Origin of the sequence: Burkholderia sp. 22PA0099 (assembly GCF_047497165.1) — a bacterium.
Lineage (GTDB): Bacteria > Pseudomonadota > Gammaproteobacteria > Burkholderiales > Burkholderiaceae > Burkholderia.
Map to the genome: position 1 here is coordinate 1,036,000 of NZ_CP163164.1, position 24,833 is coordinate 1,060,832.

20 protein-coding genes and 1 pseudogene are annotated in these 24,833 nt (G+C 65.3%); 7 read left to right on the forward strand and 14 right to left on the reverse strand.

Annotated features, from left to right (window positions below; translation table 11 throughout):
- Nucleotides 1–11: 11 nt before the first annotated feature.
- Nucleotides 12–1,032, forward strand: a pseudogene (locus tag AB4851_RS04530) (IS701 family transposase); the annotation flags it as partial.
- A gap of 842 nt (nucleotides 1,033–1,874) precedes the next feature.
- Nucleotides 1,875–2,513 carry a hypothetical protein gene (locus AB4851_RS04535; protein ID WP_414448616.1) on the forward strand — a complete coding sequence of 213 codons (639 nt, stop codon included), beginning with the start codon at nucleotides 1,875–1,877 and terminating at the stop codon, nucleotides 2,511–2,513.
- Between the two features lie 222 nt (nucleotides 2,514–2,735).
- Here the strand turns inward: AB4851_RS04535 and AB4851_RS04540 are convergent, their stop codons facing one another.
- The 6 genes from AB4851_RS04540 to AB4851_RS04565 all read right to left on the reverse strand — a co-directional run bounded on the left by AB4851_RS04540 (nucleotide 2,736) and on the right by AB4851_RS04565 (nucleotide 10,380).
- Nucleotides 2,736–5,102 (reverse strand): TonB-dependent receptor, encoded by a 2,367-nt coding sequence (locus tag AB4851_RS04540; protein ID WP_414448617.1) that lies wholly within the window; start codon nucleotides 5,100–5,102, stop codon nucleotides 2,736–2,738.
- Between the two features lie 280 nt (nucleotides 5,103–5,382).
- The gene (locus AB4851_RS04545; RefSeq protein WP_414448618.1) at nucleotides 5,383–7,695 is read right to left on the reverse strand and encodes a putative bifunctional diguanylate cyclase/phosphodiesterase; all 2,313 of its coding nucleotides are present in this window, start codon (nucleotides 7,693–7,695) and stop codon (nucleotides 5,383–5,385) included.
- Nucleotides 7,696–7,702: 7 nt separating this feature from the next.
- On the reverse strand, nucleotides 7,703–8,335 hold the full coding sequence (locus tag AB4851_RS04550) for a methylamine utilization protein (protein WP_414440753.1): 633 nt from the start codon (nucleotides 8,333–8,335) through the stop codon (nucleotides 7,703–7,705).
- A gap of 62 nt (nucleotides 8,336–8,397) precedes the next feature.
- Nucleotides 8,398–8,838, reverse strand: coding sequence for a group I truncated hemoglobin (locus AB4851_RS04555; protein ID WP_414448619.1), 441 nt, complete (start codon nucleotides 8,836–8,838; stop codon nucleotides 8,398–8,400).
- A 2-nt stretch (nucleotides 8,839–8,840) separates the two neighbouring features.
- A complete protein-coding gene (locus AB4851_RS04560) occupies nucleotides 8,841–9,749 on the reverse strand; it encodes a DUF3034 family protein (protein ID WP_414448620.1) in 909 nt (302 codons plus the stop codon).
- Between the two features lie 271 nt (nucleotides 9,750–10,020).
- Nucleotides 10,021–10,380 carry a hypothetical protein gene (locus AB4851_RS04565; protein WP_414448621.1) on the reverse strand — a complete coding sequence of 120 codons (360 nt, stop codon included), beginning with the start codon at nucleotides 10,378–10,380 and terminating at the stop codon, nucleotides 10,021–10,023.
- Nucleotides 10,381–10,763: 383 nt separating this feature from the next.
- On the opposite strand from AB4851_RS04565, the gene AB4851_RS04570 reads away from it, so the two are divergent.
- Together AB4851_RS04570 and AB4851_RS04575 are read left to right on the forward strand one after the other, a co-directional pair.
- Nucleotides 10,764–11,708 carry a dihydrodipicolinate synthase family protein gene (locus tag AB4851_RS04570; protein ID WP_414448622.1) on the forward strand — a complete coding sequence of 315 codons (945 nt, stop codon included), beginning with the start codon at nucleotides 10,764–10,766 and terminating at the stop codon, nucleotides 11,706–11,708.
- A 179-nt stretch (nucleotides 11,709–11,887) separates the two neighbouring features.
- On the forward strand, nucleotides 11,888–12,571 hold the full coding sequence (locus tag AB4851_RS04575; protein ID WP_414440748.1) for a GntR family transcriptional regulator: 684 nt from the start codon (nucleotides 11,888–11,890) through the stop codon (nucleotides 12,569–12,571).
- Between the two features lie 18 nt (nucleotides 12,572–12,589).
- Here the strand turns inward: AB4851_RS04575 and AB4851_RS04580 are convergent, their stop codons facing one another.
- From AB4851_RS04580 to AB4851_RS04590, 3 genes are all read right to left on the reverse strand, one after another.
- On the reverse strand, nucleotides 12,590–13,711 hold the full coding sequence (locus tag AB4851_RS04580; protein ID WP_414448623.1) for a porin: 1,122 nt from the start codon (nucleotides 13,709–13,711) through the stop codon (nucleotides 12,590–12,592).
- An 87-nt stretch (nucleotides 13,712–13,798) separates the two neighbouring features.
- Nucleotides 13,799–15,157 carry an MFS transporter gene (locus tag AB4851_RS04585; RefSeq protein WP_414448624.1) on the reverse strand — a complete coding sequence of 453 codons (1,359 nt, stop codon included), beginning with the start codon at nucleotides 15,155–15,157 and terminating at the stop codon, nucleotides 13,799–13,801.
- A gap of 99 nt (nucleotides 15,158–15,256) precedes the next feature.
- On the reverse strand, nucleotides 15,257–16,237 hold the full coding sequence (locus AB4851_RS04590) for an amidohydrolase family protein (protein ID WP_414448625.1): 981 nt from the start codon (nucleotides 16,235–16,237) through the stop codon (nucleotides 15,257–15,259).
- Nucleotides 16,238–16,402: 165 nt separating this feature from the next.
- Between AB4851_RS04590 and AB4851_RS04595 the strand changes: the two genes are divergently transcribed.
- Nucleotides 16,403–17,356: a LysR family transcriptional regulator gene (locus AB4851_RS04595; RefSeq protein WP_414448626.1), complete on the forward strand. Its 954-nt coding sequence runs from the start codon at nucleotides 16,403–16,405 to the stop codon at nucleotides 17,354–17,356.
- Nucleotides 17,357–17,369: 13 nt separating this feature from the next.
- On the opposite strand, the gene AB4851_RS04600 is transcribed toward AB4851_RS04595, so the two are convergent.
- The 5 genes from AB4851_RS04600 to AB4851_RS04620 all read right to left on the reverse strand — a co-directional run bounded on the left by AB4851_RS04600 (nucleotide 17,370) and on the right by AB4851_RS04620 (nucleotide 22,312).
- On the reverse strand, nucleotides 17,370–18,521 hold the full coding sequence (locus AB4851_RS04600; RefSeq protein ID WP_414448627.1) for an alkene reductase: 1,152 nt from the start codon (nucleotides 18,519–18,521) through the stop codon (nucleotides 17,370–17,372).
- 85 nt (nucleotides 18,522–18,606) lie between these two features.
- Entirely contained in the window at nucleotides 18,607–19,299 is a 693-nt protein-coding gene (locus AB4851_RS04605) for a type 1 glutamine amidotransferase domain-containing protein (protein WP_414448628.1), read from the reverse strand.
- A gap of 106 nt (nucleotides 19,300–19,405) precedes the next feature.
- Nucleotides 19,406–20,014: a TetR/AcrR family transcriptional regulator gene (locus AB4851_RS04610; protein WP_414448629.1), complete on the reverse strand. Its 609-nt coding sequence runs from the start codon at nucleotides 20,012–20,014 to the stop codon at nucleotides 19,406–19,408.
- A 108-nt stretch (nucleotides 20,015–20,122) separates the two neighbouring features.
- On the reverse strand, nucleotides 20,123–21,349 hold the full coding sequence (locus AB4851_RS04615) for a M24 family metallopeptidase (RefSeq protein WP_414440740.1): 1,227 nt from the start codon (nucleotides 21,347–21,349) through the stop codon (nucleotides 20,123–20,125).
- Between the two features lie 75 nt (nucleotides 21,350–21,424).
- On the reverse strand, nucleotides 21,425–22,312 hold the full coding sequence (locus AB4851_RS04620; RefSeq protein WP_414448630.1) for a hypothetical protein: 888 nt from the start codon (nucleotides 22,310–22,312) through the stop codon (nucleotides 21,425–21,427).
- Nucleotides 22,313–22,435: 123 nt separating this feature from the next.
- On the opposite strand from AB4851_RS04620, the gene AB4851_RS04625 reads away from it, so the two are divergent.
- Nucleotides 22,436–23,353 carry a LysR substrate-binding domain-containing protein gene (locus AB4851_RS04625; RefSeq protein ID WP_414448631.1) on the forward strand — a complete coding sequence of 306 codons (918 nt, stop codon included), beginning with the start codon at nucleotides 22,436–22,438 and terminating at the stop codon, nucleotides 23,351–23,353.
- 189 nt (nucleotides 23,354–23,542) lie between these two features.
- Nucleotides 23,543–24,460 (forward strand): glycine betaine ABC transporter substrate-binding protein, encoded by a 918-nt coding sequence (locus AB4851_RS04630; RefSeq protein ID WP_414448632.1) that lies wholly within the window; start codon nucleotides 23,543–23,545, stop codon nucleotides 24,458–24,460.
- The last annotated feature ends 373 nt before the right edge of the window (nucleotides 24,461–24,833 follow it).

The following is a 24,833-nucleotide window of genomic DNA, read 5'->3' on the forward strand; positions in this document are numbered from 1 at the left end:
GACTTGAGAAGCTTGAGCGGGCGCAATGGTATGCCCATGGTGCACGCGATGTATTGCGAGAGTATGTTGTTGAGCAACTGGGTGAACGTGACGCGGTACTGATCGTGGATGAAACCGGTTTCGTAGAAGGGGCAGCACTCAGTTGGTGTTCAACGCCAGTACAGTGGCACCGCAGGCCGTATCGAGAACAGTCAGATCGGCGTGTTTCTTTGCTATGCCGGTCGTGGCGGTAGCGCGTTTATCGACCACGAACTGTATGTGCCAAAGACGTGGACCGATGACCGTGTGCGCTGCGAAGCAGCTGGCATTCCCGAATCGGTGGAGTTTGCAACGAAGCCGCAGCTCGCGCGCAGCATGCTTGAACGTGCGCCGGACGCAGGCGTGCCGTGTGGCTGGGTCACGGGAGATGAAGTTTACGGCGGTGATCGTCACCTGAAGTTGTGGCTCGAATCGCGCGGCCAGTCGTTTGTGCTGGCCGTCGCTAAGAACGAACCGCTGTGGTGGCAGGATCCCGACTACGTACGCGCTGACCAGATCGCTAAATCCCTGTCGGCACGGGCGTGGCGACGCCTGTCAGCGGGCGCTGGTGCCAAGGAGCACCTGTATGACTGGGCACTAACCCCACTATCGCGTTTGCGGATCATCGTCGAAGAGCGCCGCTTCGGGCATTAATTGTTGGTGCGGCGCAGCCTTGATGAGAAACGCGAACATGCGTATTACGTCGTGTACGCGCCGCGCAGCAAGGCGACACGGCAAACCTTGACCAACGTCGCGGGTCGCAGATGGGAAATCGAAACCGGCTTCGAGGCGACCAAAGGCGAATGCGGGCTTGATCAATACGAGGTACGCCGATGGCATGGCGGGTATCGCCACATCACGCTCTCTTTGCTGGCCCATGCCGTGCTCGTGGTCCTGAGGGTACGCGGCAAAAAAACACCTGAAGGTTCGGTACCGCTGAGCGTGCAAGAGATACGCAGGCTGATGTGGCGAGGCGCTTACTCGGTCGAGTACGTGCTGGCGTGGTTCATATAGCGTAGACGGCACCAGTATCGCGCCCAGCAACGCCATTATCGACGACGCGGCTGCGTACCTCCCGATTTTCTATATCTACGACTGTAGTACTAAAGCAAAGCAAGTCACGACGCCGTGCACGCGACGCGCACGTTCCGGTTCGCTCCAGCGATCGCGCGGGGGAGGTTGAATCACGAACGCGGCGCGCTTGTTCAGGTATTCGGCGCACGACAGATCGGGCAGCAGATGGGTAAACCGAATCGTGTATTTCGTCCGACTCGCCCATGCCGCGTGAGCCTTCGAACGCATAAATATCCGCGAGCGCCGCGCTTCGCGGCTTGCGGTATATCCAGGCGGTAGAACTGATGAATATTCGCGCCCGCATGTGCGGACGAATTAAAAACGGCTGGTTTCGATGCCACACGATTCCTCCCTGCCAGGCCGTGGCGCGATACCCCGCCGGAATCTAACTGACTCGGGAGTCGAATCGCAATCAAACGATTCCGAATTGGCGTTGTGTATCACGAAGAGCCTGGGTGGACGAGTTTTCAGCGCCCCCCCCGAGCGAGGATGAGCCTGTGTGGAAGCAAGGCTCGCGCCGTTTTGCGCGCTGACATCGTCGGCACCGAGTGAGTCAACCCGATTCCGCCTAGGTTCGATGTTCGGGCACGCATCCGGGCCGATCGCCGTTCATCCAAGGTTGGCCGGCCTTCGCGCATCGGCGTGCGCGGGATGAGCGTGGCTTGCATGGAAGGGGCGCCCTGCAAAGCGACGCAGTCGACGACCCAAGGGTCCGCACCTAGGGCAGCGCAACAATATAAACGATATATACTGTTTATATTGTTAATCCGACTGGAGCCTCCATGAACACGCCGACCACGCCCGACGCCGCCACCCCGCAAACCGACGCCGCGCAAGCCGACACCGTCGCCGCCGCGCCGAAGAAAGCCACCGCCAAGGTGGACAAGTCCGCGAAGAAAACCACCAAGAAGAGCAGCAAGGCAGCCGCCGCACCGGCAGCACCGGTTGCGGAGAAACCCGCGAAGAAGGCCGGCAAGGCCGCAGCGAAGGTCGACGTGAAGAGCAACGAGAAGGCGAAGGCGGCAGAAAAGGCCGTCGCGAAGGTCGAAGAAAAAGCCGACGTGAAGCCCGAAGCCAAGGCGGAAACCAAGCCCGACGACAAGGCCGCGGCGAAAACCAACGCGAAGGCCGAGGCAAAAGCCAAGGCCGGCGCGAAAACCGACAAGAAGGCGCCGGTGGAAGCCCCGACCAAGCCCGCGAAGCGCGAGAAGGTGATCCGCGACAGCTTCACGATGCCGAAGTCCGACTACGCGAAGATCGACGTGCTCAAGAGCAAGTCGCTCGAAGCGGGCGTATCGGTATCGAAGAGCGAACTGCTGCGCGCCGGCCTGTTGCTGCTCGAAGCCGCATCGACCGAAGCACTGGTGGCCGCCATCGGCGCCGTCGATACGGTGAAGACGGGCCGCCCGCCGAAGCACTGACCGGCCACGGCTCCAGCCACACCGGCCGGCCCGACGCCATGTCGGGCCGGCCGTCGTCGTTCACACGTCCCTCCACGGCACCGTGATGGCACGAACCACAGCGCACGGCGATGATGCCGACGCCGCCTGTCGTCCGGCTCGACACCTTGCTCGCCAGGCTCCACGACGGCCTGAAAGCGCACGCGGCGCGGCTACAGGCCGTCGCGCCGCAAGCCATGTTGCTTAGAAGTACTTCGTTACACCCGCATACACGGCGCGATACGGGCCGTATTGCGGCGCGAACACGCCGATGCCCGAACCGTCGCGCAGCGCGTACGAATCGCCGAACGCGTTGACGAGCACCAGCCGGCCATCCACCTTGCCGATCCACGGCAGGTCGAGACGCTGCACCACCGACACATCCACCTGCTCGTACCACGGCAGCTTGCCCGTGTTCGCGAAGCCCTCGCGCAGCCCGCTGCCGACGATGCCGTCGAACGAGAACGTCGTCTGGCGATACGTGTAGGCGCCACCGAACGAAATCGTCACGCGCTGATCGTGATCGAGGTTGACCCAGTGGTTCGAAATATAGGCCAGCTCGTCGGGATCGAAATTGAACTGCGCCGAATCGACGTTCTTGCCCATCGCATGGCTGAACGCCACGTTCAGATAGGCCGACAGGTTGCGGTGCTTGTAGTTCGCCGTCAGTTCGAGGCCGGCCACCTTGCCGTACTGGTAATTGAACGGCGTGTAGATCAGCGCGCTGCCGAACTGGCCGAGATCGAGCAGGTTGTGCGCCTTCTTGTAATAGCCGTCGATGCCGAGCGTCAGGTCCGAACCCACTTGCTGGATCACGCCGATATCGAAGTAGTCATCACGCTCGGGCTGCACCGCATCGTTCTGCGTGATCGCGCTGGCGTTGGTGGTGCCCGCATAGCGCCCGATCGTCGAACTCGACACCAGCTCGAACGACGGCGGCGTGAAGTAGCGCGAATAGCCGGCGTGCAGCGTCGTGCCTTCGGCCGCCTTGAACACCAGCCCGATGCGCGGGCTCAACTGGTTCGCCGTCACGTACTGGTCCATGCCGTCGTAGCGCACGCCGTAGTTGATCGTCAGCCGCGAATTGATCTTCCACTCGTCCTGCAGATAGGCGCTGTACAGGTAGCCCGTCTTGCTGTCCGCGCTGGGGATCGAGAACGGCACGTCGGAACTCTGGTTGCCGTCCGCGTCGGTCGGGAACACCGACACGTTGTCGCGAAACTCGGCGTGCTCCTGTTGCAGGAACAAGCCGGCGCGCAGCGTGTGATGCTCGTTCAGGCGATAGGTCGTGTCGGCCTGGATGCCGTTGGCGGTGTCGCTGTGGAAATCCTGCGAGGCCACGCCGTTGTAGATCAGGTCGCCAACCGGATCGGGGTTGAACTGGGTGCGCGTGTAGCGCGTGAAGAACGCCACCTGATAATCGAGCGCCGCGCCGTTGGTGCCTTGCAGCGCCACCACCGCGAAGTTGTTCAGTTCGGACTGCGTTTCGTTCAGGTTGGCCGAATCGAAGCTCGGCGTGCCGGCCAGCGAGAAGTTCGGCGTGAGGCCCGGCGTATTCGGGATCTCGAACTGATTCGAGGTGGTGCCGAACATGAAGCTCACGCGCGTCTGCGGGTTCAGCACGTACGACAGGTAGCCGAACGCGTCGCCCTGGCGCGTGTGATCGTGCAGCGGGCTCGGCGACGAGGTGGGCGCCTCGATGCCGAGGTTGTTGACGCCGAGCGAGCCGGAGAAGTAATAGCTGAGCTTGCCCTGGTTGCCGTACACGTCGGCGCTGGTCTTCAGCGTCTGGTGGCTGCCGCCGAACACGTCGACCGAGCCGCCATCGCCCAGCTCCTCGCCCGACTTGGTGTGGATGTCGACGATGCCCGCCGTGCGGTAGCCGTATTCGGCCGGCAGCGCGCCCGTCAGCAGGTTGACGTGATCGATGATGCGCGTGTCGAGCGATTGGCCGAAGCCGCTGATCGGCTCGGGAATCAGGATGCCGTTGATCCGGTATTGCAGATCGGCGTGATCGCCGCGAACGTGCAGTTGTCCGTAGGAATCGTTGGCCACGCCCGGCGCCTGCAGCAGCACGCGGTTCAGCGGGGTATCGGCGCCTTGCGGCATCGCGTCGATGTCGTCGCTCGAAATGCGGTAGATGCTGCTGCCCGTTTCGGGCAGCAGGCCGTTGCGCGCGGCGTCGAGCCGCTTCGCCGTGACCTGCACCGCCTTCATGTCGACCAGCGCGGCATCGAACGGCAAGGTGACCGAAATATCGGCCGGGTGCGCATCCGACGGGCTGACCGTGCGCTTGACCGAGTCGTAGCCCGACGACGACACCTCCAGCGTGTACGTGCCCGGCGGCACGGCCGCCAGCGAAAACCGGCCCGACGCATCGGTGGCCAGATGCGCGATGTCGTGGCCGCCGGCATCCTTCAGCACGACGTTGGCCGCATCGACCGGCGCACCGGCCGTATCCACGACGACGCCGCCCAACGCAGCGGCCGGCGAGGCCGCGTGAGCGTACTGCGAAACGAGGGCCGCCACGGCCAGCAGGATGGCGCGAGGGTTGGGAGCAGGTGTTTTCATGGTCGAAGGCGCGCGGTAACGGTAGGTTCGGCAGCGACCTCGGCGGCATGCAGGACAGATCACACGCGCCGGATCGGGTAATGAGCGGGTAATGGCGCGAAATGATATAACGTATCTTTTTGTAAAAAGAAGCGTTGTTTGAGGGATGTTGCTAAATCGTTGAGGTTTCCTACAGATGAAAGCGATTGTCTTTCCAACAGATTAACAATCGCCGGAATTCGAATTCAATCGCAAGCAGATCAAAGGCTTGTCGAAGCCTTTGATCGTCACGCGCCGGGCGTCAAGCAATCGCCCAATCCTCGAGCCAGGCCTCGAGCTTCACCGGCGGCAGCGGGCGCGTCAGGTAATACCCCTGCACCAGGTCGCAGCGCAATTCGCGCAGGCGCGTCAGCACCGCCTCGCTCTCCACGCCTTCGGCCACCACCTTCAGCCCCATGTTGTGCGCAAGGTCGATGGTGGAACGCACGATGGTTTCGTCATCCTTATGGTCTGCCATGCCGATCACGAACGATTTGTCGATCTTCAGTTCGTCGATCGGCATGCGCTTCAGATAGGACAACGACGAATACCCGGTGCCGAAATCGTCCACCGCCAGATGAATGCCGAGCGCGTGCAGGCGGTCGAGCGTTTCGATCGCGTGATTCGGATCGTCCATGATCGCGCTTTCGGTGATCTCGATCCACAGCATGTCCGGCGAAACCGAATGCTTTTTCAGCAGCGCGGAGAAGGTGTCGGGCAGCGTGGACAGAATCAGTTCGCGCGCCGACACGTTGACCGACACGGCCAGCGGCATGCCCGCCGCCTGCCACGCGGCGATCTGGCCGATCGCCTTGTCGGCCACCCATTGCGAAATCACCTTGATGTAGCCGGTTTGTTCGGCAAACGGAATGAACTGGTCCGGCGCGATGAAGCCGCGCGTCGGGTGCTCCCAGCGCACCAGCGCCTCGACGTACTTCACCGTGCCGGTCGCGAGGTCGAGCTTCGGCTGATAGAACAGCGTCAGTTGATCGTGTTCGACGGCCTGGCGCAGCTCGCTCATCAGCGACAGCCGTTCCGCGTTGTTCTGATCGTGCTTCTTGTCGTACAACGCGTAGCCGGTGTTGGCGCGCTTCGCGACATACATCGCGATATCCGCGCGACTCATCAGCGCGTTCATGTCGGTGCCGTGCTGCGGGTAGGCAACGATGCCGATGCTCGCCCCCACGTCCACCAGTTGCCCCTCGATCGTGATCGGCTGTTCGAGCGTCTTCAGCAAGCCGGTGGCCACGCGCTCCGCGTCGGCGCTCGAATAACCGGGCAGCAGCACGGCGAACTCGTCGCCGCCGAAGCGCGCGACCAGATCGATCCTGCGCAGCGCGGCCCGCAGGCGCACCGCCACTTCGCACAGCAGACGATCGCCGATCGGATGGCCGAGCGTGTCGTTGACCAGCTTGAAGCGGTCGAGGTCCATCATCATCACGCTGAACACGTGTTCGGACGCCTCGCGGCCCCGGTCCGTCAGGTCGATGGCTTCCTGCAGGCGATCGTTGAACCGCGCGCGATTCGCCAGCCCGGTCAGTTGATCCGTATAGGCCAACTCGACGATATGCCGCTCGCGCTCGGAAATCGCGGCCTGCATGCGATTGAAGGCGGTCGCCAGCTTGCCGACCTCGTCGTGGCGCTTCACCTCGATCGGTTCGTTGTACTCGCCTTGTCCGACCCGGCTCGCCAGGTGCGCCAGCATCGTCAGCGGTCGCGTCACGCTGCGCGCGGTCAGCATGCTGCCGACCACCGACACGATCACGCCCAGCGCGGTGATCACCAGCAGCGCCGTCTGCAAACGCAGATACGGCGCCATCACGTCGTGCAGCGAGCGCTGCAGCATCACCGCCACCGGTTCGCCGCTCGACTGCAGCATCACGAGCCGCGTGGCGTAATCGCGGTCGCCCGTATTGGCAATGCCGGCGTGAACGTGCTCCTTGTCGTGCAGCGAGGTGGCCAGCAGGTTCCAGAGGCCATCGGGGCGGCGGTCGAGGAACGACACGTCGAGCGACGTGAGCGTGGCCGTTTCCTTCGCGATCGCATCGTCGATCACGAAGCCCATCGCCACCCAGGCGATCGTGATCGGCGCCTTGACCGGCACGGCCACCACCTGATACAGCTTGCCGTCGACCGCGACGATCGACGAGGCATCGTGTTGCGCACGCGCCGCCTGGATCAGGCTGCTCAGCGGAAACCGCACGCTCGCCTGCGTGTCGCCGCGGCTGTCGGCGATCAGCTTGCCGTCGAGATCGGCCAGCATGACGACGTCGGCATCGATCCGCGCGCCGTGGTTGTACAAGGCCGACACCACGGTGTTCTCGTCGTGCGTGGCCACCGCCTCGCGGAAGCCGAAATCGGCGGCCACCACGCTGGCGGCCTGCGTCAGCTTTTCGCCGTTCGAGCGCAGCACCTGATGGAACACCCGTTCCGCCAGCACCAGCTGCTGATTCACGTTGCTGCGCGCATTCTCGCGAATGACCGTGCTGATCACGCCGAATGCCGCGAGCTGGGCCACCAGCATCAGCACCACGACAACGATTGCGATCTGAGCGCGCAGGCTTTGAAATTGCATGAAGCGCCTATTGGGCCGACAGGTTCAGCTTGAACGACGCCGTGGTGGCGCCGGCCGGCAGCTTCTGCACGGGCAGCGTCTTGGTATCGGCGAGGCGATAGTGCCAGGCCGTGACCGTGTAGTCGTCGGCCGGCAGCTTGTCGATGGTGGCGTGGCCGGCGGCATCGGTCTTGGCGAACCACGGCGTGTCGACCACCATCAGGTAGCCCACCATCGAATCGTGAATGTTGCAGCCCATCACGACCAGGCCCGGCTTGTCGAACACCACGGGGCTGGACGGCGTGCTGTGATACAGATGCAGTTCGAACTTCTTGGCCGGCGAGAACGAATACACGTCGTGCTCGAAGTTGTCCTTGTTCGGAAACTTGACCGACGTGCCCGATTGCACCACCGACACCAGCGGCACGAACTGCCGCTTGTACTGGTCGATCACGGCGTTGGCCGGCTTGGGCGGCGGCAGCTTGCCGCTCGACGGCGTGGCATAGACGATCGCGTCGGCCAGTGGCGCGCCGCTTTGATCGACCACGCTCACCTCGATGCTCGCGGCGCTGGCCGCCGCCGCGTGCAGCGCGAGCCAGCAGGCCGCCGCGCCGATCGCGCCGCGCCCGAAGAACCGCCGATTGTCAGAATGCTTTGCCATGGTGCCGGTGAAAAACGAAATAGGTTGTGCAGGCAACGGCCGGCATGCGCGCGTCGGAGCGTTCATTCGCGATCCTGTATATCGCGATACATCGGCGCGAGCTTCGCCAGCAGCTTGTTCTGCGCGCGGAACGGCACGCCGTGCTTGTCCATCGACGTCTGCAGATCCTCCACCAGCGCATCGAACGCGGCGCGATCGATGTTCTGGCCTTCATGCGAGCGCTTCATGGTGCGGCCCGTGTAGACACAAGGGCCGCCCAGCAGCACGCAGAACTGCTCGGCGAGCTTTTGCTTGATGCGCTTGATCGGCGCGCCGTCGAAGTAGGCCTTGGTACGCGGATCGACCAGCAGCAGGTCGTAGAAATCGTCGATGATCTTCACGAGGCCCGGCTGGCCGCCGAACTGCTGGTACAGCGCGTCGTCGGCGTGCACCGCGGGCGAAAACATCAGGCCCAGCGCGATCGAGGCGCAGGCGGCGAAACGGTTCAGTGTCGTCAGCGTCATGATCAGAACCCCAACTGCACCGAGGCATACGGGCCGCGCTGGCTCTGGAACGTCGCGATATCACCGAGCATGACGTAAGCCAGCGTAAGCGAAACCAGCTTGTTCGGCGCCCAGGCGATGAACGCATCGTAGGCGTTCTGCTCGCGCGCGAAGCCGAGGTTGTTCGGCTTGGTGCGGTATTCGGCGCCGAGCGCGAAGTAGCGCGAGAACAGGTACGCGGCCGATGCTTCGAATTCGGGGTGATAGTTGTTCGACTTGTCGCCGCCGAAACCGAGCAGGCCGAACTGATTGGCCTTCGTGAAGCGCAGCGTGCCGTTCAGCAGCAGGCTCTGCGCGAGCAGCAGCTTGGTGGCCGACAAGTAGAAATCCGTGCCGGAATCGCTGGTCGCGCCCAAGGCCTTCACCAGGTTGCCCTGTTCGTTGTGCTTGAACTGCACGCCCACCGAGACCTGCGGCACCCAGGTGTCCTGATCGAGAATCGCCTCGCCGAACAGGCGCACCTTCACGCCGATGGTGTCCATCCTGAACTTGAACCCCGAGCCGATCCCGAGCTGCGCGCCGGCCTGACGCGTGTTGAACTCCTGGCGCGCCACCGACAGCTCGACGCGATTGCCGATGCCGACCATCGCGCCGTACGTCGTCAGCGCGAAATCCTGGGTGCGCACATAGGTGGCATGCACGTTGGCGCCGACCTGCGAAGCGGTGCCGTAGCCGCCGATCACCGCCCACGGCGCCAGGCCGCCGCCCGCCGAGCCCTCGATCTGCGACACGCCGCCGGTCAGCAGCAGCTTGCCGGAAGTCAGCCGTGGCGTCAGGAAGTCGGGCTCGTCGGCAAGAGCCGCCGGAGCGTGAATGGCAAGGGCGGCGAAAGCCGCCGAAGCGAGCGGCCAGGCCGTGGATCTGCAACGCATGTCGGGTCGTCAAAAGTGGAGCGGGACGCGGTGGCCGTGGCATGTCGAATGCCGAAGGCAGCGCGTCGTTCGCGGCCGGTGCATCGACAGAGCACCACCGCACCTCACGCATAACGGCGCGGAAAGGGAGGACTTGAGGCCAACCTGCGCGATCGCGCGAAGCCGATTGATCAGCTCAAAACCAACGATTGGCAATGCTGAACGAGAGGATGCTATTAATTCCCCATCGAGCATAAACGAGGCTTTCGCGCAGGTTTCGATGCCGCCCGTTTCAGCGGGCCGCCAAGCCCAGCAGACGCTCGCAATCGGCGCTGTTTTGCTGCGCCTGGTGTTGTTGCCCGGCATCGAGCTTCGCGAAACGCGAGATCACATCCTGTGCCGCCGCCGCGTTGTATTCGATCTTGCTCAAGGCGTAATCGGCGTTGCCGTTTTCGACGATGGCACGCATGGTCTTGTCTGCATCGTGGCTGCCGCCGGTCGTCACGACATGACAGAACAGTGCGGTGTAGTAATCGCGCTCGGCCGGGGTGTAGCGCGGGCTCAGCAAGTAGGCCGTCGTGGCGGCCAACACCAACAGCAGCAGAATCAGCAGCGCGATCGCGCGCTTTCGTTTGGCAAAGCTATCCGTCATCGAACCATCGGGGTGCGTTGAATGTGAGGGGGAAGGCATGCCGGCAGCCGTGAACGTGGCCGGCCGCGGATCATACCGGCAAACCCGGATTGCCTGCGATCCGAATGGCTCGCCGCATCATGTTGCATAAAATATTCTTAGAATCTCGCCGACGACGATCATCGAGCAAGCACAACAAATCCATAATAATCAACTACATGAAAAGGATTCACGCCACCCTGCGATCCCGCCATCACAAATATTTTGTATAAAATATCCACGTACGCTACTATCCCGGCGTGGGATCACGACGTGCAACGCATGCCCCACCGAGCCAACCGGGGCAGACCGATTGCCTCTTGCCGCAGCAGCCGAATCCTCTAACGAATGCCGAAGGAAACACCATGAGCGACAACATCTTCAAGGGCACCATTCCCGCCCTCATGACGCCCTGCACCGCCGATCGCCAGCCCGACTACGACGCGCTGGTCGCAACGGGCCGCAAGCTGATCGACGCCGGCATGAGCGCCGTGGTCTATTGCGGTTCGATGGGCGACTGGCCGCTGTTGAGCGAAGCGCAGCGCCAGGAAGGCGTCGCGCGCCTGGTGGGCGCCGGCATCCCGACGATCGTCGGCACCGGCGCGGTCAACTCGAAGGAAGCCGTCTCGCACGCCGCGCACGCCGCCAAGGTCGGCGCGGGCGGCCTGATGGTGATTCCGCGCGTGCTGTCGCGCGGCTCGTCGGCCACGGCGCAGAAGGCGCACTTCTCGGCGATCCTCGAAGCCGCGCCGGCCCTGCCGGCCGTGATCTACAACAGCCCGTACTACGGCTTCGCCACGCGCGCCGACCTGTTCTTCGAACTGCGCGCGAAATACCCGAACCTGATCGGCTTCAAGGAATTCGGCGGCGCCGCCGACATGCGCTACGCGGCCGAGCACATCACGAGCCAGGACGACAGCGTCACGCTGATGGCCGGCGTCGACACCCAGGTGTTCCATGGCTTCGTCAATTGCGGCGCCACCGGCGCGATCACCGGCATCGGCAACGCGCTGCCGCGCGAAGTGCTGCAACTGGTGGACCTGTGCGGCAAGGCCGCCAAGGGCGACGTGGTCGCCCGCCGCCAGGCGCGCGAGCTGGAAGCCGCGCTGGCCGTGCTGTCCTCGTTCGACGAAGGCACTGACCTGGTCCTCTATTACAAGTACCTGATGGTCCTGAACGGCGACACGGAATACACGCTGCACTTCAACGAAACGGACGTGCTGAGCGAAGCCCAGCGCCGCTACGCCGAAGCGCAGTACACGCTGTTCCGCACGTGGTACGCGGGCTGGTCGAAGGAAGTCAGCGCATAAGGATCGAGGCCGCCGCACCGCCTCGTGCCCTTCCCGACGGCCAGCGCAAGCTGGCCGTTTTGCTTTGCCGCCCGGGCCGCTCGCGGGCGGCGGCCGCGTTTTTATACAATATGCGCTTCGCATGGCGGCGCCTTTGGCGCACGCCTGCCCCGGCCCTACGATACGGACGATCTTCCGCAATGAATTCCACAGCTACCGCCCCCCGGTTTTCGGCCACCACCGTCGCGGAACGGGCGGCCGACGAGCTTCGCCGCAAGATCATGTCGGGCGAGTTGCCCGAGGGCTTCCAGCTTCGGCAGGATGCGCTCGCGGCCGAGCTGGGCATCAGCCGCATCCCCGTGCGCGAGGCGCTGGTGCAGCTCGAAGGCGAAGGGCTGGTGCGGATCGTGCCGCACAAGGGCGCTGTGGTATCCGAACTGTCGATCGACGAGATCAGCGAACTGTTCATGCTGCGCGGGCTGCTCGAACCGCTGCTGCTGAAGAAATCCGCGCCCCGGCTCACGCCTGCCGATTTTCTCGAACTCGACGCGATCCTCGCCGAATACAAGCACGAACTCGACGCCCAGCATTCGAATCGCTGGGGAGAACTGAACAGCAAGCTGCACGACGTGCTGATGTCGCGCGCCGAGCAGCCGCGCACGCTGGCGATCGTCACCAGCCTGCTGCAGCAAACCGACCGCTATACGCGGCTGCAACTGTCGCTGAGTGCCGAAAGCTGCCGCCGCGCCGAAGAGGAGCACGGCGAACTCGTGCGCCTCTGCAAGATCGGTGACGTGCGCGGCGCGGCGGCGCTGCTGAAGAAGCACATCGATCACGCCTGCGCCGAACTCGAGAAGTTCGTGCTGTCTCGCCGCCGGTTGTGAGCGAGCGCGCCGCCGGCCTCAAAACAAATGATGGATGCCGGTGACCACCGCCATCTGCCGATTCGTGCCCGACGCCCCCACCGAGAAGATCGCCGCGCGCGCATCGCCGGTGCCGGTGGCCTGCTGCGCGATCACGTGCAGATAAAGCTGGGTGGCTTTCGATAGCGAATACACGTCGCCGAGCGTGGCCGTCAGGTAACGCCGGCCGATGAAGCTCGTCGACGCGATGCCGGCGCCGATCGAATTGGCCGGCGTGGTCAGCCAGTTCAAGCCCGTTTCCGCCGTGCGATACGAATTGGACTGGCCGCCCGCCGCCAGCTTCACATACGTATACACGGCATGCAGCCGCACCGGGCCGATATCGTAGCGCGCACCGAACGCGGCGTTCTCCACCTTGTCGGCCACATAGGCCAGCGCCGGCTGCCCCTGGAACGTCGTCAAACCGAGCCCGGCCGTGGTGTCGCCAAGCTGCGCGCCGATCGCGCGATTGTGTTCGTTCTCGTAGGCCGCCGTCAGCGCCAGCGGCCCGTGCGTATAACTGAGCCCCGCGCCGGCGATCCGTCCCGCCGAGAAATTGCCGGCCACGCCACCCAGCCCCAGCAACATGCCGAACGCGAAGCCGTTCAGCACCGGCGAGCGGTACTTGATCACGTTCGCCTCCTGCGCCGCGCTGGTTTCGACCAGGCCGTCGAGATTGCCCGGGTGCGCGGACAGCAGATTGCCGCCCTGGAAGTTGTTGCCGAGCGGCGCGACCCAATCGTAGTTGAACGAACTTTGCTCGCCGAGCGTGAGCGTGCCGAAACGCGCCGACGACAGCCCGACATAGGCCTGCCGGCCGAACAGCGTGTTCGCGCGCGACAACGCGCCGGTGTTGGTCGCGAACCCGCTTTCGAGCCGGAATACCGATTGCCAGCCACCGCCCAGCGCCTCCGTGCCGAGCAGCCCGAAACGGTCGGGCTGCGCCACGCCTTGCAGCATCGCCACCTGCGGGCTGCCCGCTCGATTGTTGACGTAGGCGATGCCGGCATCCACGCTGCCGTACAGCGTGACGCTGCTTTGCGCGGCCGCGCCATGGGCCGTCATAATGCTCAGTAATGCGAATGATGAGGCCGCGCCGCGGCGGCCGATGGACGAAGGCATCGGAAGATCTCCTGAAATTTGTTATGGGGTGATACGAAGCGGAAAAGCGCGGCGGGAAAGCGCGGCGGATCGGGCCGCCGCGCGCCGTCATTCGACGGATTCGACAGCCGGTGCGACGCGGTGGCCGCGCGAATAGTGCAGGCCCATCGCGCCGATCGCGAGGCACGCGCAGGCGACCGGCACGAGCAGCAGCAGGAATACGCCGGACAGCCCCACCGCGCTGCCCAGCAGCAGCGCCCCGACGAACGAGCCCGAGATCGCGCCGAGCCGGCCGACGCCGAGCGACCAGCTCACGCCCGTCACGCGGCTCGCGGTGGGATAGAAGCCGGCCGACAGCGCATTCGCGCCTGTCTGCGAACCGGCGACGGCAAAGCCGATGCCGAAGATGCCGGCGCACAGCAGCAGCAGATCGTCGTAGCGCCAGGCCACCAGCAGCACGCACAACATGCCGGCGCAGTAGGCGAGCGCGAGCACCACATAGGCGTTGCGGCGGTCCATCGCCCGCCCGATCAGGATCGAGCCGACCGTGCCGCCGACCTGGAACATCGCCGTGACCACCGCCGCCTGCGACAGATCGAAACCGGCCTCGCGAAACAGGCTCGGCATCCAGTTGGTGACCAGATACACGACCAGCAGGTTCATCCAGCTCACGCACCAGAGCGCGACGGTGCCGAACCGCAGCGTCGGCGCGAACAGTTGCGCCACGGGCGAGCGCGCCGCCTCCACGGCCGGCTCGTCCACCACGAAGCGATGATCGGCACCGGGCGCGCCGGGCGAGATCCGCGCGAGCAGCGCCGCGATCGTGTCGGCCGGCGCACCGCGATGGATCAGGAAGCGGATCGACTCCGGCAGCGCCGCCAGCATCAACGCGCCGAGCGCGAGCGGCAGCAGGCCGCCGATCACGAACATCGCATGCCAGCCGTACAGCGGGATCACCTTCGCGGCCACGAAGCCGGCCGCCGCCGAGCCGAACGTGAAGCCGCAGAACATGGTCGTGACGATCAGCGCGCGGCGCGTTCGCGGGCTGTACTCGGACGTCATGGTGATCGCGTTCGGCATCGCCGCGCCGAGGCCGACGCCGGTCAGCAGACGGCACAGCGTCAGCACGCGGATGTCAGGCGCAAGCGCACTGAGCAGGCTGAACAGACCGAAGCCGAACACCGAGGCCAGCAGCAGGCGGCGGCGCCCGATCCGGTCGCCGAGCGGCCCGGCGAAAAACGCGCCGAGCGCGAGGCCGGCGAGGCCGGACGCCACCAGCAGCGTGACGGCGGTGGTGCCGGGATGCCAATCGGCGCGCAGCGCGGGCACGACGAAGCCGATCAGCGCGGTGTCGAGACCGTCGAGCGCGACCACCGCGAAGCAGAGCGCGGCAATCGAGAACTGGAAGCGGGAAAACGGCTGCGCGTCGATCCAGCGCGGCACGTCGAATGCGTGAGCGGGTTGCAAGAGGTGTCTCCGTTATCGGTTTTTATTCGTGGAAAGCGGCCGACGCCGCCCGGGCCGCCTCTGTCGGGCGACGCGCGGGCGGCGGTCACGGCGGGCCGCTCAGTCGAGCCGGAACAGGCGTCGCGCGTTGTCGCGGCCGATCTTGATCCGGTCGTTCTCGCCGATCTCGGCGCGGTCGAACCAGGTGCCGGCCTCCTCCATCGCCTCGAACGGGTAGTCCGCCGAGAACAGCACGCGGTCGCTGCCGATTTCCTCCATCGCGTTGCGCATCGCGATGGTGCGGAAGTTGCCGCTGGTCGTGACGTGGAAGTTCTCGCGGAAGTAATCGATGAACGGCCGCTTCGCCTTGACGCCGAGCGGGTTCTTGCCATCGGCCGAGGCCCAGTGCGAGGTGCGCCAGATATTGTTCTGCACGAGTTCGCCGAGATGGCCGAGCACGATCTGCAGGTTCGGATAGGCATCGAACAGGCCACTGCCGATCAGGCGCAGCGCGTGCACGCCGGTTTCGGGCGAAAACGCCCAGGCCGGCCCCATCAGCCAGGGGTGCCCCTCGATCGAGCGCTGCTGGCTCGGCAACGGGTTGCGCGGATGCAGGTAGAACGGCACGTCGAGCTTGGCGACCTCGGCCCAGAACGGCCAGTATTGCGGCAGATCGTAGTAGGTCGAATCGTCCTCGCTGCCGATCTGCGAGAAGCCGTTCACGAGCGCGCCCTTGAAACCGAACTCCTTCACGCAGCGTTCGAGTTCGCGCGCCGCCGCCTCCGGGTCCTGCAGCGGCAGCGCCGCGAACGCGCCGAAGCGGTCCGGGCGACGCGCGACGTGCTCGGCCAGCAGGTCGTTGGCGCGGCGCGCAACGTCGATCGCACGCTGCCGGTCGGTGATCGCCTGCACGGCCGGCGCGTTCAGCGAGAGAATCGCGTAGCCGATCCCGCAGGCATCCATCCGCTCGATCCGCTCGTCCTGGATGTCGAGCAACTGCCGGCGGCGCACCTGCCACAGGTCGTGGGTGAAGAAGCGTTCGGAATCGCCGATCGTATCCGGCGAGGCAAAGTGTTCCTCGAGTGCAATCTTGTTGTCCATTGAGGTGTCCCGAATGTTGTTGGGTTAGCGAAGGCAACCGCATCGCATCGTTGCGGCTGCGTCGAACCCCAGCATAGGGACGGCCCGGACCTCTGTTAAATTGATCGACTGAATGCCGGTATTCAGCGCATGAATGCCCCAGGATTACCCTAGCTCCCCGCTCGCATGCCCACCACTCCCGACACGTTGCTGCGCAACATCGACCTCAACCTGCTGCTGGTGTTCGACGTGCTGTATCGCACGCGCAGCACCACGCGCGCGGCGCAGGCGCTGCATCTGACGCAGCCCTCGGTCAGCAATGCGCTCAAGCGGCTGCGCACGCTGTTCGACGACGTGCTGTTCGTGAAGACGCCCGACGGCATGCAGCCCACGCCGCGCGCCGACGACATCGCGGCGCTGGTCGACGGCGGCCTCGCCTCGCTGCGGCTCGCGCTGCAGGCCGGGCGCCCGTTCGATCCGGCTTCGGAAACGCGCACGTTCCACCTGTACGTCAGCGATCTCGGGCAGGCCATCTTCATCCCGCCGCTCGTCGCGCACTTGCGCAGAGTGGCGCCGGGCATCCGCATCGTCACGATCGATCCGCCGCTCGACGCCGCGCAGCAGATGATGAAGCTCGGCCAGATCGATCTCGCGCTCGGCATGTTCGCCGGGCTGCACGCCGATTTTCATCAGCAGCGGCTGTTCCACGAAACCTACGTGGTGCTGGTGCGCAACGGCCACCCCACGATCGGCGACACGCTGTCGGCCGAGCAGTTCTTCGCGGCCGATCAGGTGATCTACACGCCCACCGCCGGCAGCCACGCGCATTTCGAGGCCGAACTGAACGCGCGCTCGCCGCATCGCGGCGGAGCGCGGCGCGTGTCATTGCAGGTCGCGCATTCGTTCGGACTCGATCACATCGTCTCGGCCAGCGACCTGGTGGCCTGCATTCCGAGCCGTCTCGCGCGCGTGCTGACGAGCCGCCAGGATGTGCGCGCCGTGGCGCTGCCGTTCGACATCGCGCCGGTGGACATCGCCCAGTTCTGGCACGAGCGCTACCAGCGCGACGAGGGCCACCGGTGGCTGCGCGCGCTGGTCTACACGCTGTTTCACGATCACCTTCCGAGCGCGGTGCCGTGAGCGCGCGCGATAGTCAGGATTCCGATCCGATCGTGCACTCCGCCGCTTCATGCGCCGGGTAATCGACATAGCCCTTCTCGCTGCCGCCATACAGCGTCGGCGCATCGAGCGCATTGAGCGGCCAGCCGTTGGCGATCCGCTCGGGCAGGTCGGGGTTCGCGATGAACGGGCGCCCGAAGCCGACCAGATCCGCCAGCCCCGACTGAACGAGCCGCTCCGCGCGCTCGGCCGTATAGCGGCCCGCATACAGAATCCGCCCCGAGAACACGCGCCGCACCTCGCGACGGAAACCGTCGGGCAGATCGGGCGCGTTGTCCCAATCGGCTTCCGCGATCGACACGTAGGCCACTCCGGCCGCTTCGAGCACCTTGATCGCCTCGATATAGGTTGCGTGCGGATCGGCCTCGACCAGCCCGATATAGACGCGATCCTGATCGGTGCTCTCGAACAGCGGCGTGAAGCGCACGCCCATCCGCTCCGCGCCGACTTCCGCCGCCACCGCCTCGACGATCTCGCGCAGGAAGCGCAGCCGGTTCTCGAGCGAGCCGCCGTATTCGTCGTCGCGATGGTTCGCATGCTCGGAGATGAACTGGTTCACGAGATAGCCATTGGCCGCGTGGATCTCGACGCCGTCGAAGCCGGCCGCCATCGCGTTGCGCGCGGCCTGCGCGTACATCGCCACCAGTTCGCGAACCTCCTGCCGTTCGAGCGCACGCGGTTCGGGCGGCTCGACCAGCGTGCCCGTGTCGGGGCCGGTGGCAATGAACGCGCGCACCTTGGCGGCCTGGATCGGGGACGGCGCGACGGGCGCCTGGCCGCCCGGCTGCAGCGCGTGATGCGACACGCGGCCCACGTGCCAGAGCTGCGCGAACATCAGGCCGCCCGCGTCGTGCACGGCCTCGGTCACTTGCCGCCAGCCGGCGATCTGTGCATCGCTGTAGATGCCGGGCGTCCAGGCATAGCCCTGGCCTCGCGGCTCGATCTGCGTGCCTTCGCTGATCACGAGCCCGGCGCCAGCGCGCTGCCGGTAATAGCGGGCCATCAGGTCGGTGGCCACGTCGCCGTGGCGGCTCGCGCGCTGCCGCGTCAGCGGCGGCAACACGATGCGGTTCTTGAGCGTGAACGGGCCGAGCGCGACCGGTTCGAAGAGTGCGTGTCGTTGCATGATGATTTCGATTCGGATGACGAAACAATTAAGGCGGATGGGCGCGGCGTGCCGCCCGCGCCCGCCGGATGGCGGGCGGACCGGCTCAGGCCTGGCTGCCCGGCGCGAGGTGCGCGAGCAGCCGCGCGGCGGCTTCGGCCGACGAGCCGGGGTTTTGCCCGGTGATCAGCAAGCCGTCCTGCACCACGTAGGAGGCCCAATCGTCGCCGCGCGAGAAGCGGCCGCCGTGCTTCTTCAGTTCGTCTTCCACCAGGAACGGCACCACGTTGGTCAGCTGCACCGCGTCTTCCTCGGTGTTCGTGAAGCCGGTGACCTGCTTGCCGTCCACCAGCGGGCGGCCGTCGGCCGCCTTCACGTGGCGCAGCACGCCGGGCGCGTGACACACCAGCGCCGCCGGCTTGCCGGCCCCGATGAACGCCTCGATCAGCGCGATCGAATGCGTGTCTTCCGCCAGATCCCACAGCGGGCCGTGGCCGCCCGGATAGAACACCGCGTCGAAACCGGCCGGATCGATGCCCGCCAGCGGCAGCGTGGCGGCCAGTTGCCGGGTGGCGGCCGCATCGGCCTCGAAGCGGTGCGTGTGCTCGGTCTGGAACATCGGCTCGTTGCTCTTCGGGTCGAGCGGCGGCTGGCCGCCCTGCGGCGAGGTCAGGACGATCTCCGCGCCCGCGTCCTTGAACACGTAGTACGGCGCCGCCAGCTCTTCCAGCCAGAAGCCGGTCTTGAGCCCGGTATTGCCCAGTTGGTCATGCGAGGTGAGAACCATCAGGATTTTCATGGTGTATCGCTCCATCGAGATAAACGGCGCCTTTGAATTAGACCAGTCGTCTAGTTTCAGCGTCAAAAAAAGCACTTCGCGAGAAGTGCTGTTGCGGGCATACAGGTCAGCCGGCGATGCCCAGGATCTTGCGGGTGGTCGAGAGCGCCGTTTCGAACGGCTGCATGCTGCGGACGATCTTGACCAGAATGCTCGCGCCCAGCCACAACTCGTAGAGGCTTTGCGCAACCTGCGCCGGCTCGCCGTCGAACGACAGCGAGCCGTCGTCGCGCCCGGCCTCGATCGCGCCCGTCAGCCTGGCCACGATGCCCGAGGTGCCGCGATCGAGCGCGGCGCGCATGGTTTCGGACAGGTCCACCACCTCGGCCGCCAGCTTGACCGCCAGGCACTTGCCCTGGCAATCGAACGACCCCTGATTCGTGCGCCATTGCTGCCAGTAGGTCATCAGGCGCTGCGCCGAGGTTTGCTTCGGCGCGGCCAGCGTGATGTCCAGATCGGCCAGATAGTCTTCGAAATAGCGGTTCAGCAAGGCTTCGCCGAACGCGTCCTTCGAGCCGAAGTAGTGGTAGAACGAGCCCTTCGGCACGCCCGCGGCGGCCAGGATCTCGTTCAACCCGACGGCCGAAAACCCCCGGCTCGCCATCAAGGTCTGGCCAACGGAGAGGATGCCCTCACGGGTATCGGAAGCGGTTTCGCGGACGGCGGCTGAGTTCATGGAGCGCACTGTAGCAGTGATTAGACCAGTCGTCTACTGCCAATTGCGACGAATGGATCGTCGGCCTGCGCAGGCCGCCCGGCGGCGCTGCGCAACGCTCGTGCAGGCTCAGGCCAGCAAGCGCGCCTCGAACGGGTAATCGGACAGCAGTTCGAGCTGCCCGTCGTCGCGCACATACACCTGCTCCTCCAGCTTGACGCCCTCGCCGCCGGCTTCGTGCCCGATGTAGCTCTCGATGCACAGCGTCATGCCCGGCTCGATCACGCCGTCATAGCCTTTTGCATCGTTGTCCTCACGATGGCAGATGTACGGATATTCGCCGGTCATGCCCACTCCGTGCGCCAGCGCGAAATAGCGCCGCGCCCGGTACGGCTGCGGAATCTGCCAGGCGCGCGCGATGAACTCCTGGAACGTGGTGCCCACCCGCACGTTCTCCATGTTGGCGTGCACCTGGTCGTAGGCGAGCCGGTACAGCGTCTTCTGCGCGTCCGTGGCCGGGCCGTCGCCGCACAGGAACGTGCGCGAAAAATCGGCGTAGTAGCCGAAGCGGCCCACCACGTCGGTGTCCAGTCCCACCAGTTCGCCAGCCTGAATCTTGCGCGGGCTGCTTTCCTGGAACCACGGGTTGGTGCGCGGCCCCGAGCTGATCAGGCGTGTCTCCACATAGTCGCCGTCGCTGGCGATCACGTGCTGATGCAGATGCGACCACAGTTCGTTCTCGCTGATGCCCGGCACCAGCGCCGCCTCGAGCTTGCGCACGCCCTCCTCGGCGGCACGCAGCGAGGCGCGGATCATCTTGATCTCGTTCTTCACCTTGATCGCGCGTGCCCGTTCGAGCGGCTCCTGCGCGTCGGAAATCTCGTAGCCCCGCGCCTGCAGCGCGAACGCGGCCGCCGAGGTGGCGCTCTCGATCGCGATCCGCTTGCCGCCGCCGTTGGCGCGCACCAGATCGTCGATCTCGTCGGCCCAACGCTCCGTCACCTGGCGCAGCATGTCGTCGCAGAAGTAATAGGAAATCGCCGTGGCCGGGCGAATTTCGTCGACGGTGTCGAGCCCCGCCGCCAGGAATTCGCAGCCGGCATATTCGAACAGCACCACCTTGCCTTCGGCCGGCACGAACACGTAGCGCGCCGGGTTGCGCATCGAATACACCTGCATGTTGCGCGAGCCGGTGGCATAGCGCATGTGGGTGGGATCGAACAGGATGGCCGCGCTCAGATCGCGCTTCTTCAATTCGCGGCGCACCGCGGCAAGCCGGTCGCGCTGGATCTGCGCGATCTCGTCGGCGGTGGGTTCGCAATCTTCGGGACGGCGGGTCGGGCGGAGGATCGTCATGATAGTGGGGGTAATGGTTATCGATCAGTACAACGAATAATGAAACGGGCTTCGAGGCGTGGCGTCAGGATCGGCTCAGTCGACCAGGCTGTCTGCCCGCACCAGGTTGCGTTCGGCTTCCAGATGCATTTCCGACACGCGCCCGTAGAGCTGGCGCGTGCGCTCCAGCCGCCCCACCACGCCGGGCCGCTTCGAGTAGGCGAAGATCGCGGTGTGCCGGTCGATCGCACCGGCCACACGCGTCACGCGGTGCAGCGAGAAGCGGCCCTTGAACAGTTGCAGATCGCCGGGCTGCAGCGTAATCACGCTGATCGGCGCGCGCGTCTCGCCGCGCACCACCTCGCCCACCCCGCCGTAGTTCTCGCCTTCCGGCGAGCGAATGTTCGGGCAGTACTCGAAATCCCCGCCCGCTTCGGGCTGCTGCGTCATCATCGAGACGATGAATTCGTTGGTGTCGTAGTGCCAAGGCTGCTCGGTGCCCGGCGGCATGACGTTCTGCACCAGGCCGGCATACGGGTCGGCGTATTCCCAGATCCGCGCTTCGCCGAGGCAGGCCGCCACGAAACGCTTCATCGCCTGCGCCACGTAGATCCGATGGACCACCGCATCGGCCGGGATCACGTCACGCGTGACGAAGCCGCTGGTGCGATCCATGAAGACACGGCGCGGGTCGCCCGGCGGCAGCGCCGGGTCGTCCGCCGTGAAATAGGCGTTGACCTTGCGGTGCGAAAAGTAGGTTTTCTTCGCGAATTCGCGCCCTTGCGCGCCGGCTTGCGCCAGCGCCTCGGGGCGCAGAAAGCCGTGCAGCACGGCGCTGCCGTTGCCGGCCAGTTCCGCGCGGCAATTCGCGAGCAGCTCACGCATGCGCGGGTGATCGGGGTCATGCAGGGGGTAACGGTCGGTATCGACGATATCGCTCAGATCGATGCATTCTGCGTCGGCGAGAGGCAGGCTAACTGACACGGCGGGCTCCGGTTTCGAAAAAAAGTGGGCGGGTTTGTGGCCGGAATTGTTTTCGACAACAATCGGCCCAGCGACGTCCGCATGATTCGACCGACAATTTCGTTTGGAAAGCGAGTAATTCCGATGACCACCATCAGCGAACCCGATTGGTCTCAACTCCGCTCGCTCGACGGCGAGCTGGTGCGCGCGTTCATCGCCGTGGTCGACAGCGGCGGCGTGACCGCGGCCGCCAAGCAGATGCACCGCACGCAATCCACCATCAGCCTGCGAATCCGCACCCTCGAGGAGCGGCTCGACACGCACCTGTTCCTGCGCGACAGCCGCCGCCTCGCCCTGTCGCGCGACGGCGAGAACTTCCTGATTCACGCCCGCCGCATCATTCAGGTGCAGAACGAGGCGATCACCGCGCTGAAGCACAGCAGCACCCAAACCGTGATTCGTTTCGGACTGCCTGAGGATTACGCCGAGCTGTGGCTGCCCGACCTGCTGGAGAAGTTCTACCGGCTGCGCCCCGGCGCGCGGCCGCATATCGATTGCCGGATGTCGCTGGAGCTGATCGAGCGGCTGGAGGCGGGCGAACTGGATCTGGCGCTCGTGGTGCGGCACGGCGCGCAGTCGGACGGGCGGCACCTGGGCCGCGAGGAAGTGGTGTGGGCCGCACACCAGGGCTTCACGCTGGCCGAGGGCGCGCCGGTGCCGCTCGCGCTGTTTCCGGAAACCTGCTGCTACCGCCAGCGCGGGCTGGCCGCGCTGGCGGCGACAGGGCGGCCGTATCACGTGATCTATACGAGCCAGAGCCCGACCGGCATCAAGGTCGCCGTCAACCACGGCGCGGCCGTCACCATCATCGACCGTTGCACCTTGCCGGCGCACTGGCGCGTGCTCGGCGCGGAACACGGCCTGCCGCCGTTGCCGCCGGCCGATCTCGAACTGCTTCGGTCGCCGCAAAGCCGCAACCCCGCCACCGATGATCTGGCTTCGCTGATCGAAGCCATGGTGGAAGAGCGGCGGCGCACCCGCAGCGAGCCCGTGCCGGTCTGAGCGTGCGGCAGCGGGCGCGGCGCGCGGCCGATCGATCGGCTTCTCCGATGGGCTTCATCGGAATTCCTCGCTGTCAAAACCAAATTGGCGTCGTGAAGATGTCGTCGAGCGAGCACCCCGTGGCACGTCCTTGAGACGATCGCCTCCTGCTCGCCGCCCTCACCCTACCCACTTCGTCCGAGTGCCGCCATGAGCCTGCTCCCGCCGCTGCTTTCCCGCTTCCACGTCTGCTTGCCGCCTTTCATTCGCGCTTTCCGGCGCAGCCTGCAGCGGCTGTTGCTCGCCTGCCTGCTGTCGCCGGCCGCGTTCGCCCACGCCGACGAGCACAACATCGTGATCGGCGTGAACAACTGGGCCGAGAACATTGCCGTGGCGAATCTGTGGCAGGCGCTGCTGACGCAGAAGGGCTATCACGTCACGCTGCAGCCCGGCGACAAGGCGATCATTTACAGCGGTGTGGCGCAGGGCAAGCTCGACCTGACCTTCGAGGTCTGGCTGCCCTCGGCCGATGGCGCGCCCTATGCGTCCGTGCAGTCGCGCGTCGAGAAGATCGGGCCGTGGTTTCCGCGTGCGGCGCTCGGGCTTGCGGTGCCCGACTACGTGAAGATCGACAGCATCGATCAGTTGAACGCCAACGCCGCGCAATTCCAGCACGACGGCAAGCCCACCATTTTCGGCATCGAACCGGGCAGCGGCCTGATGAAGCTGACGGCCAAGGCGCGCACGGAATACGGGCTCGACGCCGCGGTGCTGCCCTCGTCGGAGGCGGCCATGTTGCTGGCGCTGGATCGCGCCGAGAAGCGCCACGAGCCGATCGTCGTCACGCTGTGGAATCCGCACTGGGTGTGGGCGAAATACCCGATGCACTACCTGAAGGATCCGAAGCAGGTGTACGGGCAGCCCGACGCGATCTATGCGATCGCGACCAAAGGCTTTGGCGGCCGCCACCCCGATATCGCGCGCTGGATGAACACGTGGAAGATGGACGACCACACGCTCGGCTCGCTGATGCAGGCGATTCGCGACGGCGGCGAATCGGATCCGCAGAAAGGCGTGATGAAGTGGGTCGATGCCAACCGGAGCACGGTGGATGGCTGGTTGAAGTAGGGGTATCGATCGGACAAATCGGGCCTTCATGCCAGGGCTCGATGCATGGCCGCCGGACCGGCGGGCGCTATTGCACACCTTTCGCTGCAGACACGTCGTGTGCAGCAAAGCACGCATTCCGGCGGGCCATCCGTATCGACACCCCACCAACGCGCAGGCCGAGCGTCGGCCTGCCATCCCTGTCACCCAGCCCGAATCCGCCAATCAGGCGGCCGAAATCGGTCACGCATCGGTCACGACAGGTGGCCTAAAAAATTTCTTCGGGACGGTATCACTTTCACTTGCGTCGTTCGACATAACTGATGAAAACGCGACGTGTGACTGCCGCCAGGCGGTCGCGCGAGAGACCAGCCCGGTGCTTGCGCGTGACGCC